Below are 12,567 nucleotides of genomic sequence, written 5' to 3'. Positions count from 1 at the left end.
TTGACTCGCGCGCGGGCTTCGGTTTGCTCGCGCCAGAATGAAAACCCCTCGCGTTGTCGCGTTGTTCGTCACCGTGGTGCTCGCTGTGGCCGCAATCGCGGCCGACAAGCGCCCGATCACGCCGCAGGACCTCTGGGCCATCAAACGCCTCGGCAGTCCCGCCCTCTCGCCCGACGGCAAGACCGTCGTGTTCTCGCAACAGGAATGGTCGATCGAAAAGAACAAGCCCACGAGCAACCTGTGGGCGGTCGACGTGGCGAGCGGCGCCGTGCGACGCCTGACCACGGCTGCCGCCGGTGACGGTTCGCCGGTGTGGAGCCCGGACGGCACGCGCATCGCCTTCACGTCGAAGCGCGGCGACGACGAGGCCGCGTCGCTCTACGTGATCCCCTTTGGCGGCGGTGAGGCGGAGAAGGTCCTCGAATTGCCCGGCTCCATCTCGAACCCCAAGTGGATGCCCGACGGCAGCGGCATCGTGGTGGCGACGACGGTGATCCCCGAACTCGCCGGCAAGCTCGGCAAGGACGACCTCGCTGCGATGAAGAAGGAGCTGAAGCGCCGCAAGGACTCGAAGATGACCGCGAAGGTCACCGAGAACCGCCAGTATCGCTACTTCGACCACTACCTCGTCGACAGCGCCGCGACCCGCCTCGTGTTCGTCGATCTCGCGACCAAGTCCATCAAGGACCTCACGCCCAACGTCGACCGGCTCTTCAACAGCAGCGGCGAGGTGCATTTCGACATCTCGCCCGACGGCAAGACCATCGCGTTGGATTTCAACAGCACGCCGCCGCCCTACCGCGACTTCCTGAACCAGGACATCTACCTCGTGCCGACCGACGGCTCCGGTGAGATGAAGAACGTCACGCCCGAGAACAAGGGCGGCGACGGCTCGCCCAAGTGGTCGCCCGACGGCAGGAGCGTCTACTTCCTCCGCACGGAGACGCCGTATTACTCCGGCGAATTCCAGAAACTCTGGCGCTACGATCTCGCCAGCGGCAAGAGCCTGCCGGTCACCGACGCGCTCGACTACTCGATCGACGAGGTGGAAATTTCCCACGACGGCAAAATCCTCTGGCTCATCGCCGAGGACCGCGGCGTGGTGCCGATCTTCAAGGCCAACGCCGACGGCTCGGGCTTCGCCGCCGTCCATCGCGCCGGCACCTCGTCGAGCGTGCGGGTCGGAGGCGGCACGGTCGTCTTCCTCAACGACACCACCTCGCGCCCGGGCGAACTCTTCGTCCTCGACGCCACGACAGGCCAGGCGCGCCAGCTCACGCACGTGAACGACGCGTTCATGGCGCAGCTCGATCTCGGCAAGGTCGAAAGCTACTCGTTCGCCGGGGCGGGCGGCGTCGAGATCCAAGGCTGGCTCGTGTTCCCGCCCGGCTACGACGCCGCGAAGAAATACCCGCTCGTGCAGCTCATGCACGGCGGCCCGCACACGATGTGCCGCGACAGCTGGAGCTACCGCTGGAACACGCACGTGTTCGCCGCGCCCGGTTACGTCGTCACTTGGGTCAATCGCCACGGCTCAACCGGCTTCGGCGAGGAATTTTCCCGCAGCATCCTGAACCAGTGGGGCGAGATGCCGTTCGAGGACATCATGCGTTCGACCGACTTCCTGCTCGACCGCTTCAAGAACCTCGACCCGCAGCGGCTCGCCGCCGCCGGCGCGAGCTACGGCGGCTACATGGCCGCGTGGGTGCTCGGCCACACCGACCGCTTCAAGGCCATCATCGATCACGCCGGTGTGAACAGCAGCTACGCGCAATACGCCACGGATGTCCCGCACGGTTTCCCCGAGGTCATGGGCGGCAAGCCGTGGGACAACGTCGAGGGCCTGCAGAAGGAGAACCCGATGTTCTACGCGAAGAACTTCAAGACCCCGACGCTCGTGCTGCACGGCGAGATGGACTACCGCGTCCCCTACGGCAACGGCCTCGAACTCTACGGCGTGCTGCAGGCGATGAGCGTGCCGTCGCGCCTCGTCGTCTTCCCCGACGAAAACCACTGGGTGCTGAAACCGCAGAACGCGATCTACTGGCACTGGGAAATGCAGAGCTGGCTCAGCCGCCACATCGGCGGCAAGCCCGCGCTCGAAAAGCCCGACTTCGACGCCGACAAGAAGACTGAGGAGAAAAAGGACGCCGCCGCTCCCGCGCCGAAAGCGTAAGCGCAGCGCGCGCTCTCTCTGGTAGGGGCGCTTGCCCTCAAGCGCCCTCGTGCTCGCTCAAAAAAGGGCCGTTGAGGGCAACGGCCCCTACCTCAATCCGAGGCACCGGTTCGCCGGTGCCTTTTTCGTATCCGGAAAACAAAAGAGCCGGTCTTGCGACCGGCTCGAAATTTTCGCGTGGGCGACGACTCAGCCCTCGAAGGCGGCGAGTTGCTTGTCGACGCGCTCGCCGTGCAGGCGGATGTAGGACGGGATGCCGTTTTCATACGGCACCGTGACTTCGCCCTGAATCAGCGGCGTGGCGTAGCGGTAGAACTGGAAGTTCAGGCTGACGCCGTCTTCGTTGATCCACTCGCGCGGGAGCTTCTTGGTGTTGCCGACGAGGTCGGCGAACGCCACGAGGCCCGTCTCGCAGGTATAGGTGTCGGTGTCGCCGCGCACGAGCGTGATCATCTTCTCGCTCTCGCCGTCGATGGCGGCCTTGACCGCAGCCTGGCCGGCGAGGAACGCCTCGTCGGCGTCCGTCTTGGAGGCGAGGTGCGCAGCGGCGCGCTGGGTGACACCGAGACGCGTGAGGCGGACCTTGGCGCCGACCTGCGACTCGACGATCTCCTTGAGGTGATCGCCCACGCCGCCGAACTGCGCGGCGGTGGTGGCATCGCCGGACTCGACGGCGACGTAGTTGCCGTCCTTGTCGACGAGGCCTTCGCCCACGACGATCACGCAGTGCTTCTCGCGCTTCAGAATGCGGCGGACGTCATCGGCAAACTTGGCGGCGTCGAACGCGACTTCCGGCACGTAGACGAGGTGCGGCGGGTCGTTCGGGTGATCGCGGCGCTTGGCCAGCGTGGCGGCGGCAGCGAGCCAGCCGGTGTTGCGGCCCATGACCTCGACGATGGTGACGATGTCGTTCTGCGCGGTGGCGTCGGCGTCGATCGAGAGTTCGCGCACGGTCGTGGCGATGAACTTCGCGGCGCTGCCGTAGCCGGGGCAGTGGTCGGTCGTCGGGACGTCGTTGTCGATCGTCTTCGGGACGCCGATGACGTTGAGGTCGTAATTCGCGGCGCGGGCGGCTTCGGCGATCTTGGCGGCGGACTCCTGGGAATCGCCGTCGCCGATGTGGAAATAGTAACGGATGTTGTGCGCCTTGAGGACCTCGAGCGCGCGGGCGACTTCGGCGTCCTTCTTCAGCTTCGTGCGGCAGCTGCCCAGAGCGGCGCCCGGCGTGTAACGCAGGCCGCGGATCGCCTGTTGGGACTCGGCCGCGAGGTCGACAAGATCCTCCTGGAGGAGGCCCGCGACGCCGTTGAGCGCGCCGTAGACTTCCTCGATGTTGCCGTGATTGAGGGCCTCGGAAACGATGCCGGCGATGGTCGCGTTAACGACCGCGGTCGGGCCGCCGGATTGGCCGATGAGACAGTTGCCTGCGAGTTCTGCCATGGGTGTGTGGAGTTAAAGCTGTTAAAGAAACGGAAAGAGGGTCCAAAAAAGGTTGGGCCGCCAGCACTGGCAAACCAATTCTCCCACGGCCCGGGGAAATAGTAAAAACACCCGGTCGCCTCGGGGAAACGCACAGTGCCGCGCCGCGCAGAAGCACGGCGCAAGTGCGTCGGCGTCGAACCCTGCGCAAGCGCGTCGGCGCCAGCGTTCAGAGCAACTTGCCGGGGCGGTAGTCGGCGGCGCCTTTTGCCGCCTTCGCGAGCGGCTTCACGGTCGCGACGAACTCGTCGACTTGATGCGGCGCCGCGCCGACGAAGCGTTCGCTTTGCGCGAGGATTTCCTGGAGCTTCTTCTTGCCGAGGCCGACGCGTTTGTCGCCGGCGAGCAGCGAAAGCAGATCCGCGTTGCCGCCGGAGCGCAGCGCCTTGGCGGCGGCGAGGGCGTGGAGCTTGATCGCTTCGTGCGCGGTCTCGCGGCCGGCGCCATTTTTCACGGCTTCCATCAGGATCGTCGTCGTGGCGAGGAACGGCAGGTTGCGCTCGTTCTCGGCCGCGATGGCGGCGGGGAAAACCTCCATCTGGCGCAGAATCGTCAGATAGGTCTCGAACAACCCGTCGATCGCGTAAAACGCATCCGGCAACGCCACGCGGCGCACGACGGAGCACGACACGTCGCCTTCGTTCCATTGGTGGCCGGAGAGGTTCGCGGTCATCGTGACGTAGCCGCTGAGGATCGTGGAAAAACCGCAGACGCGCTCGCAGTTGCGAGCGTTGACCTTGTGCGGCATCGCCGACGAGCCGACCTGGCCTTCCTGAAAACCCTCCGTGAGCAGACCCGCGCCAGCCATGAGGCGGATCGTCGTGCAGCAGCTCGCGGCGGCCGCACCGACTTGGTGCAGCGCGCTGACCACGTCGAAATCGAGCGAGCGCGGGTAAACCTGCCCGACGGCGCCGAGCGAGGCCTTGAAGCCGAGGTGCTTCACGATGCGCTGTTCAAGTTGGTCAACCTTGGCCGCATCGCCGCCGAGCAGCGTGAGCTGGTCGAGCTGCGTCCCGACGGCGCCCTTGAGGCCGCGCACCGGATAGCGCGCGATGAGTTCCTCGAGACGCGCGTGGGCGATGAGCAGCTCCTGACCGAACATCGCGAGGCGCTTGCCGAGCGTCGTGGGCTGCGCCGGGACGTTGTGCGTGCGGCCCGTGATCATCACATCGCGCATCTCTGCGGCGCGCGTGGCGAGCAGGTGGAGCGCGGCGACGGCCTTGAAGCGGACGAGTTCCAGCGCGCGGGCCACTTGGAGTTGCTCGACGTTTTCGGTGAGGTCGCGGCTCGTGAGGCCGAGGTGGATGAACTGGCGTTTCGCCAGGTCGGAAAACTCCTCGATACGCGCCTTCACGTCGTGGAGCGTCGTGCGCTCGCGCTCGGCGATGCGCGCGAGGTTCACGTCGCCCTTCACCCGCTCATAGTCCCGGATCGCCTCGGTTGGAATCGCGACGCCGAGGTCGCGCTGCGCCTTCATCACCGCGATCCAGAAATCGCGTTCAATGAGGATGCGACCGTGCGCCGACCAAATTTCCTTCATCGCCGGCGACGCATAGCGCTCGGCGAGGACATTGGGGATGGCGGCGGAAGAGGGCGAAGCGGCGTCGGGCATGGGAGGCGCCAACGGTTACGGAGCGCCGGGCGCCGTTGCCAGCGGAAAACCTGTCAGTGGAGCGCGCACGAGAGCCCTACCGCGCGAGCTCGTTGCTCAGAGGAACGAGCAGATGTATTCGCAGAGCCCGCTCTTCACCTCGATGGTGAAACCCGACTTGCCGGGGACGTCGAAGGAGGTGCCGGCCGCGTAGTCTTGGGTCTCGGCGCTCCCGTCGAGCTGCACGCGGCACGCGCCCGCGACGATCTCCATGCGCTCCGGCGCGCCGGTGCCGAAGTGATACGAGCCCGGATAAATCAGCCCGAGCGTCTTCTTCACGCCGCCCGGCAGCAGCACGGTGTGGCTGACAACTTTGCCGTCGAAATAGACGTTCGCCTTCGTGTGGACCGTGACGCCGGAGAATTCAGTGGGGAGAGCCATGCCGCGACCGTGCGCAACCCGCTCGCGCGCGACAAGCCGCCGCCCTGTCATGCGGGACGCGTTGAGACTACGACGCAGACGCGCGCCGAAGAACGTCCGTTCGCAAAACTGTAGCCGGGCTCGCTGAGCCCGGTTGATCGAAGCCGTCTTGGTCGGCGAATATTTTCTCCCGGGGTCAGCGACCCCGGCTACAGCTTACGGTTCAGGTAGGCAGCAGCCTTGGTCGCGCCATTTTCCGCCGCGACGATCCGTTGGGCGCTGCCAGCACGCTGCCTACCGGGGAAAATGGCCTGCGCCGCCGCCCCTGTGGGAGCGAGCTTGCTCGCGACACTCCCGCGCGAATCGCGAGCAAGCTCGCTCGCCCCCAATGACCCGCCGCCACTCTCCGCACAATTGCGTAGAGCGGCGCTATCGACGCGCCCGCCGCCACCGTCACACTCCCGCGCCGATGTCCGTCCTCCGGTCATTTTTCCGGCGCTGTATCGCCGCGCTCTGCGCGGTGGTGAGCGCAACCGCACTCGTCGCCGCCCTGCCCCACCGTGCCTACGTCTGGCAACGCGCATGGACTCCTGCCGTGCGGGCCGCCGTCGCGGAGACCGGCAACCACTCCGCCGCGTTCGACGTGCTCGTGGCCGAGATCGCGTGGCGCGGCGGCCAAGCCGTCACCACGACCGTCGCCCCTGACTGGGCGGCGCTGCGCGCTCACGCTCGCTCCGTCGCGCTCGTCGTCCGCGTCGGCCCGACCGCCTCCACCTGGGCACCGGACTCGCCCGCCACGCGCGCCGTCGTGGCGGCCTGCACGCAAGCGCTCGCCCGCGCCCGCACCGCCGGACTCGAGCCCGCCGAACTGCAGCTCGATTTCGACGCCGCCACGTCGCGCCTCGCCGCCTACCGCGACCTGCTCCGCGCCGTGCGCGCCGCCGTGCAGCCGCCGCGTCTCACGCTCACCACGCTGCCCGACTGGCTGCGCAGCGCGGACTTCGCGGGGCTCATCGCCGAAGCGGACGGTTTCACGCTGCAAGTCCACTCGCTCGAAAAACCCGCGACGCTCGCCGCGCCATTCACGCTCTGCGATCCGATCAAAGCGCGCGCGTGGATCGCCCGCGCCGCCGCGCTCGGTCGGCCGTTTCGCGTCGCGCTGCCGGCCTACGGCTACCGGCTGATCTTCGACACCGCGGGGAAATTCACCGCGCTCGAAGCCGAAGGCGAGCCGCGCGACTGGCCCGCGGGCTACACGACGCGCCTCGCCATCGCCGACGCCGCCGAAATCTCCGCGCTCGCCGGAGAATTGCTTGCGTCGCCTCCGCCGCATTGCGAGGGAATCGTCTGGTTTCGGTTACCGATCGCGGGAGACGAGCTGGCGTGGAGCTGGCCGACTCTGCGCGCCGTCCTGCGCGGCGAAATCCCGCGCGCCCGCCTCGCGCTCCTCGCATCACCGGCGGCGTCCGGCGTGCTCGAGTTGACCGTCACCAATCAAGGAGACGCCGCGGCCGAACCCGCCGCGTTTCGTCTCAGCTGGCGCGAAGCTCGCGCCCTCGCCGCCGACGGCCTCGCCGGCTGGCAAGTCGAGCGCACCGGTCCCACGACGCTCCTCGTCCGCCCGCCGCCGCACGGCTCCAACGGCCTGCTGCGGCCCGGCCAGACGCTGCGCGTGGGCTGGCTCCGCCTCGACCGCGCCGCCGAAATCACCGCGACCCTTTTGCCCTGAATTTCCATGTTTCCGCTCGCAAAACTCCTCCATCACACCGCGCCCGCGATCCTCGCGCTGACCGCACCCATCGTCGTCCGCGCCTGCGGGCCGGACTTCCCCAACGCCTACCTCGTCATGCCCGGCGACCGCCTCACCGCGTTGCCGACGCTCGACTTCGCCTCGGAGCTCGCGCGGGTTTTCCCGCCGCGCACGGACGTCACCTCGCTGCGTCCCGTCCCTCCCGAAGCCGCCGTCGCGGCCGAGCGCGAAGAATGGCGCGCCGCCCTCGCCACCGCCGGCGTGACGAGCGACCGCCTCACCGCACTCCTCGAAATACCCGACCGCGCCGCGCCGCCCGCGGAGTTGCCGCGCGAGTTCCAACTCTACGGCGCCGGCGCCGCGGCGTGGCGCGCGAAGGATTTTCCCTCCGCCATCGCGCGCTGGCGCGAACTGCTCGCGTTGCCCGCCGCGGAGCGTCCGCGCCGCAGCGTCTGGGCCGCCTACATGCTCGGCCGCGCGCTGGCCGAGGACCGGCCCGACGACGCGGCCCGCCACTTCCAACTCACGCACGAACTCGCCGCCCAAGGCTTCGCCGACAGCCAAGGTCTCGCTCTCGCCAGCCTCGGCGAGGAGGCCCGCGTGCGTCTTCAAGCCAACGACCGCGCCGGCGCGCTGCGTCTCTACCTGCAGCAGCAATCGTTCGGCGAACCCAGCGCGCTCGCCTCGTTGCAACTGACCTTGCAAGCCGTCTTTGCGCTCGACGACACCGCCGCGGCCACACCGACCGATTCGGCGGATTTCACGCCGTCGCCGCTCCGCGCGCTCGGCGCCGATCGCGACTTGCGCGCGCTCGTCACGGCGTGGTTCGTCGCCCGCGGCGGGCCGCACACGCCCTGGACGGCGCACGCCACCCAGCGTTTTCGCCGCTGGATCGAGGCGCTGCCCGCCGACGCCTCGCTCACGCCCGCCGAAGCCGACCGCTGGGCCTGGGCCGCCTATCAAAACGGACTTTGGGATCAGGCCGGGCTCTTCGCGCGCTTCGCCGCGCCCGACGCCGCCGCGAGCGAGTGGGTGCGCGCGATGCTGTTGCTGCGCGAGGGCCGCATCGAGGATGCCGCCGCGCACCTCGCGAACGCTGCGAGATTTTTTCCGCAGGACACCGCGCTGAGCACCGTCGCGTTCGCGACTGACGCCGAGCGCCGATTCAGGAGCACCCAAGAAGACGATCCGTCGGTGCAGCTCAGCGGCGTGCGCGGCACGCTCGCGCTCCAGCGCCAGCAATACCTCGAAGCGCTCCGCCTCTTCCTCACCGCCGGCCACTGGCCCGACGCCGCCTATGTCGCGGAGCGCGTGCTGACGCTCGGCGAGTTGACGACATTCGCCCGTGCCGAGACGCACGCTGCCAGCGCGCCGATGCGTCCACCGGAAGAATACGAATGGCGCGGCACAACCGCCGAACGCGCGCCGACGGCCGACCGCGACCTGCGCCACTTGCTCGCGCGGCGGCTCGTGCGCGCAGGGCGCTTCGACGAAGCGCGCGAATTTTTCCCGGCGGAGTTCGTGGCGACCTACGACCGCTATGTCGCCGCCGTGCGCCGCGGCTACCAACGCGAGTTGCCCGCCGCCACGCGCGCCGACGCCCTATGGGAAGCCGCGCGCCTCGCCCGCGAGCACGGCATGGAGCTGCAAGGCTTCGAACTCGCGCCGGACTTCGCGATTTGGGGCGGCAGTTTCGAGTGGCCCTCCTTCGAGCAGAATCGTGTGCCCACCGGTTGGGCTTGGTATGCGCAGCACGAAAAACTCCAGGGCGTCGATCTCGCCCTCGCTGCCAGTGAGGACGAACGAAAGCGCTTTGGGCAGCAGACACTGCCCACGCGCCGCTTCCACTACCGCCAACGCGCCGCCGAACTCGCGTGGCTCGCCTCCACGTTGCTGCCCGACGACGACGTGCGCACCGCGGAAATCCTCCACACGGCGGGCCGTTGGCTCGCCGCGCGTTACCCGGAGGACGCGCAGCTTTTCTACAAGACGCTCGTCTTCCGCTGTCCCAACACCGACCTCGGCAAAGCCGCCGCCGCACACCGGTGGTTCGCGTGGCCGGCGGAAAAGGAGGCGGAGCCGACACGCTCCGAGTAGCGCCGTCTTGCCCGAATGTAGCCGGGCTCGCTGAGCCCGGTCGGGCGAAGCCGGTTTGTTCGGCGAAGGTCTTTTTAACCGGGGTCAGCGACCCCGGCTACCGTTCGTGGTTCGGGTAGGCAGCGACCTTGGGCGCGCCATTTTTCCGCCGCGGCGATCGGTGGGGCGCGCGCCAGCACGCTGCCTACGGGGAAAAATCACGCGCCGAGGCAGCGCACTACCATCTCGCGCATCACCGCTTCCTGCTCGCTCGGGCGGCGGATGATCTCCTCGAACGCGCGGATGAATTCCTGCTGGTTGTCGATCAAACGGCGCAGCGTCGGGAGCCTGGCTCCACCGACGAGTTTGCCGGCATACCACTGGTTTTGCGTGAAGAGGTTGAACGAGCTCTTCTCCGCATCGCCGCCGAAGTGCGTCGCGTAGACGCCCTGCGCGCGCGCCCACGCCGACTTGTCGAAGCCGAAGCGCTCGGACGGCGGCTTCAGTTCGCCCGCGTCGATCAGCACGCGCGCCTGGATCAGGATGCGGTTGCGGTTTTGCAGCGACGAGATCAGCGGGCGCGAGTCGCCGCCGGCGAAAAAGTGCCGCTGCAGCGCATCGAGCGTGCCGCGCAAATCAGCCGCGAAGAACCGATCCGCCGCCTCGAAGAAATCGCCCTCGGCCACGTTCGGCGTCAGCTCGGCGACGTGCGCCTCCTCGATGGTCGCGCCTTCGCCGGCGAAGGTGGCGAGCTTGCGCACTTCCTCGGTGATGAGGCGGGTGTTGGCGCCGACTTTGGTCAGCAACAGCTCCACGGCACCGTCACCGAAACTCGCGCCGATCGCCCGCGCCTCCGCCAGCGCCACGCCGGCGAGCCCCTCGGCCGCGCTGTCGGCGTCGCCGCCTACCAACTCGAAATCCGCGTGCGACTCGCACCATTTGGGGAAACTACGGCGACGATCCAGCGGCGCGGCGGTGACGATCACGCCGACCTCGTCGGGGTTCACCTTTTCGAGGATTTCCTGCAACGCCTCGACCTGCTTGAGCGTGCCGTCGGCGCGGCCGGTGACAGTGTCGGCGAGGAAGTTGACGTCCTTGAACCATACCACGCGCTTGCCGCCGAACATCGCGACCGTCTGCACGGAGTCGCGGAAGCGGTTCACGGCCGCCTCGACCTCATCGACGTTGTTGGCGAAGCCGCTGAGGATCTCGCGCGAGAAATCGTCCGCGCCCGCCTCCTTCGCCATCGCCTCGAAACGCTCCTTGCCCAGCCGCCCGACGAGGAAGTCGTCGGGACCGCAGATGAAGACGAAGGGTTTGGCGCCGGGCATCGCTCAACACACAACGCCCGCCCCGCCCGCTGGCAAGCGCAGCCTCAGTCGTTGCCCAGCGGCGCGTCGGCGGTGAAGAGGCGCACGATGCGGCCGGCGGCGGCGACGGCTACGATACCGAGTCCAAACTGGAGCGCCCCGATCAGAAGGATTCGGTCGTTCATGGGCTGCTGTGGCATCTTGATGCCCGGCATCAGCTCCGGCGTGTTGAAAACTCCGATGGCCGTCGTCAGCGACGACCAGACCCAATTCACACCGATCAGACGCACGACGAGCGTGGCTAGAAACGCAGCGATTTTCATGGATATTGGCTGGCCCGCGCGCGGAAGACAGCCGTTCCCCACGTCGGTGTGCAACCGCTATTTATGAACTCGTCGCGCGCCGCTCCGGGCGCCCGCCTCAATTCACCAACGGACTCGTCGCGCGGCGCGCTTCGCGGACGATTTCGCGGCGCAGCCAGTCGATCGCGGCCGTGACCGCGCGCTGCTTCACCGCCGGGCGCTGGCCGGGATAGCTGAGTTTTTTCGACCAGTCGCCGGCCGGCGAATGCAGGCCGATGAAGATCGTGCCGACGCCGTTGTCGTCGCAGCACTTGCCGCTCGCGGTCGGACCGGCGTAGCCCGTGATCGCCAGGCCGTAGTCGGCGCTGAGCTGTTCCGCCACGCCGCACGCCATCGCCACCGCGCACTCGGCGCTGACCGCGCCGTGTTGCGAGAGCAGGCATTCGGGGCAATCGAGGAGCAGCATCTTCGCGTCGTTGCTGTAGCCGACGATGCCGCCCATGAAGAATTTCGAAGCGCCGCAGATGTCCGTGAAGCTGTTTGAGAGCAATCCACCGGTGCAGGACTCGGCCACCGCCAGCGTGCGTCCGCCCTGGCGCAGGTGGTCCGCGGCGACTTTCGCCAGCGAGTCGTGGCCGAAGCACACGAAGTCGTCGCCGAGCAGCGACGCGCACTCGTCGGCGATGGCTTCGAGCGTCGCGCGGGAGTATTTGCCGTCCGGCGAGCTCACGCGGCAATCGACCTGCCATTGGTGCGCGCAATAGGCGATGCCGAGCCCGGGGAACCGGTCGAAGATCGGCTGGAAGCGCGTTTCGAGCATCGATTCGCCCACGCCGGCCGTGCGGATCTGGATGTAGGATTCGGTTTCCGAGACGAGCCCGAGCTGCGCCAGCAGCGGCAGCACCTGATCGGTGAACATGGGCTGCAGCTCGTTCGGCGGACCGGGCAGCATCACGAGCACTTTGCCGTCCTGCTGCGCCCAGAGCCCGGGCGCGGTGCCGTTGGGATTCGGGAAAACTTCACCGCGCGAAAACCGGAAGGCCTGCTTGCGGTTGTTGGGCGTGCAAGTGCGGTTGAATTTCGCGAACCGCTCCTCGATCGCCGCCATGAGCGCGGGATCGAACACGAGTTCCTGTCCCAACACCTCCGCGACGACCTCGCGGGTGCGATCGTCGCACGTGGGCCCGAGGCCGCCGGTCGTGATGATGACGTCGGCGCGCGCCCAACTCTCGCGGAACTGCCGCGCGATCGTGTCGGCGTCGTCGGAAATGGTGACGTTGCGGTCGAGTTGCACGCCGCGCCGGCCGAGCTGCGCGCCGATCCAGGTCAGGTGGGAGTTCGCCGTCAGCCCGAGCAGCAACTCGTCGCCGAGCGTGACGAGCTCGAAGCGCGGAGATGATTTGCCAGCCGAGGCGGGCTGGGAATTGTTCGACGGAGAGGCGGCCATGACCTGAGGTCGCACC

The 12,567-nt window shown here is 67.9% G+C and carries 9 protein-coding genes; 3 read left to right on the top strand and 6 right to left on the bottom strand.

Annotated elements, in window-relative coordinates; genetic code table 11:
* Nucleotides 1–37: 37 nt before the first annotated feature.
* Nucleotides 38–2,176 (top strand): S9 family peptidase, encoded by a 2,139-nt coding sequence (locus HZA32_10280; GenBank protein MBI5424471.1) that lies wholly within the window; start codon nucleotides 38–40, stop codon nucleotides 2,174–2,176.
* Nucleotides 2,177–2,365: 189 nt separating this feature from the next.
* Here HZA32_10280 and HZA32_10275 read toward each other — a convergent pair whose 3' ends face one another.
* The 3 genes from HZA32_10275 to HZA32_10265 all read right to left on the bottom strand — a co-directional run bounded on the left by HZA32_10275 (nucleotide 2,366) and on the right by HZA32_10265 (nucleotide 5,687).
* Nucleotides 2,366–3,616 carry a 6-phosphofructokinase gene (locus HZA32_10275; protein MBI5424470.1) on the bottom strand — a complete coding sequence of 417 codons (1,251 nt, stop codon included), beginning with the start codon at nucleotides 3,614–3,616 and terminating at the stop codon, nucleotides 2,366–2,368.
* Between the two features lie 208 nt (nucleotides 3,617–3,824).
* Nucleotides 3,825–5,267, bottom strand: a complete 1,443-nt coding sequence (locus HZA32_10270; protein MBI5424469.1) for an adenylosuccinate lyase — start codon at nucleotides 5,265–5,267, stop codon at nucleotides 3,825–3,827.
* A gap of 96 nt (nucleotides 5,268–5,363) precedes the next feature.
* The gene (locus tag HZA32_10265) at nucleotides 5,364–5,687 is read right to left on the bottom strand and encodes a pyrimidine/purine nucleoside phosphorylase (protein ID MBI5424468.1); all 324 of its coding nucleotides are present in this window, start codon (nucleotides 5,685–5,687) and stop codon (nucleotides 5,364–5,366) included.
* Between the two features lie 448 nt (nucleotides 5,688–6,135).
* On the opposite strand from HZA32_10265, the gene HZA32_10260 reads away from it, so the two are divergent.
* The gene (locus tag HZA32_10260; protein MBI5424467.1) at nucleotides 6,136–7,395 is read left to right on the top strand and encodes a DUF3142 domain-containing protein; all 1,260 of its coding nucleotides are present in this window, start codon (nucleotides 6,136–6,138) and stop codon (nucleotides 7,393–7,395) included.
* Between the two features lie 6 nt (nucleotides 7,396–7,401).
* Nucleotides 7,402–9,513 (top strand): hypothetical protein, encoded by a 2,112-nt coding sequence (locus tag HZA32_10255; protein MBI5424466.1) that lies wholly within the window; start codon nucleotides 7,402–7,404, stop codon nucleotides 9,511–9,513.
* Nucleotides 9,514–9,710: 197 nt separating this feature from the next.
* On the opposite strand, the gene HZA32_10250 is transcribed toward HZA32_10255, so the two are convergent.
* The 3 genes from HZA32_10250 to HZA32_10240 all read right to left on the bottom strand — a co-directional run bounded on the left by HZA32_10250 (nucleotide 9,711) and on the right by HZA32_10240 (nucleotide 12,551).
* The gene (locus tag HZA32_10250) at nucleotides 9,711–10,823 is read right to left on the bottom strand and encodes a DNA polymerase III subunit delta (protein ID MBI5424465.1); all 1,113 of its coding nucleotides are present in this window, start codon (nucleotides 10,821–10,823) and stop codon (nucleotides 9,711–9,713) included.
* Between the two features lie 44 nt (nucleotides 10,824–10,867).
* Nucleotides 10,868–11,125: a hypothetical protein gene (locus HZA32_10245; protein ID MBI5424464.1), complete on the bottom strand. Its 258-nt coding sequence runs from the start codon at nucleotides 11,123–11,125 to the stop codon at nucleotides 10,868–10,870.
* A 97-nt stretch (nucleotides 11,126–11,222) separates the two neighbouring features.
* On the bottom strand, nucleotides 11,223–12,551 hold the full coding sequence (locus tag HZA32_10240; protein MBI5424463.1) for a CinA family nicotinamide mononucleotide deamidase-related protein: 1,329 nt from the start codon (nucleotides 12,549–12,551) through the stop codon (nucleotides 11,223–11,225).
* Between the last annotated feature and the right edge of the window lie 16 nt (nucleotides 12,552–12,567).

The organism is Opitutia bacterium (assembly GCA_016217545.1).
Classification (GTDB): domain Bacteria; phylum Verrucomicrobiota; class Verrucomicrobiia; order Opitutales; family Opitutaceae; genus Didemnitutus.
The sequence above is the reverse complement of the archived record's forward strand: the minus strand, read 5'-3'. Positions and strand labels throughout refer to the sequence as shown.

What these genes read in the sequence shown, in the direction of transcription:
- HZA32_10280 (MBI5424471.1), top strand. Translation starts at nt 38, where the DNA reads ATGAAAACCCCTCGCGTTGTCGCGTTGTTCGTCACCGTGGTGCTCGCT.
- HZA32_10275 (MBI5424470.1), bottom strand. Translation starts at nt 3,616, where the DNA reads ATGGCAGAACTCGCAGGCAACTGTCTCATCGGCCAATCCGGCGGCCCG.
- HZA32_10270 (MBI5424469.1), bottom strand. Translation starts at nt 5,267, where the DNA reads ATGCCCGACGCCGCTTCGCCCTCTTCCGCCGCCATCCCCAATGTCCTC.
- HZA32_10265 (MBI5424468.1), bottom strand. Translation starts at nt 5,687, where the DNA reads ATGGCTCTCCCCACTGAATTCTCCGGCGTCACGGTCCACACGAAGGCG.
- HZA32_10260 (MBI5424467.1), top strand. Translation starts at nt 6,136, where the DNA reads ATGTCCGTCCTCCGGTCATTTTTCCGGCGCTGTATCGCCGCGCTCTGC.
- HZA32_10255 (MBI5424466.1), top strand. Translation starts at nt 7,402, where the DNA reads ATGTTTCCGCTCGCAAAACTCCTCCATCACACCGCGCCCGCGATCCTC.
- HZA32_10250 (MBI5424465.1), bottom strand. Translation starts at nt 10,823, where the DNA reads ATGCCCGGCGCCAAACCCTTCGTCTTCATCTGCGGTCCCGACGACTTC.
- HZA32_10245 (MBI5424464.1), bottom strand. Translation starts at nt 11,125, where the DNA reads ATGAAAATCGCTGCGTTTCTAGCCACGCTCGTCGTGCGTCTGATCGGT.
- HZA32_10240 (MBI5424463.1), bottom strand. Translation starts at nt 12,551, where the DNA reads ATGGCCGCCTCTCCGTCGAACAATTCCCAGCCCGCCTCGGCTGGCAAA.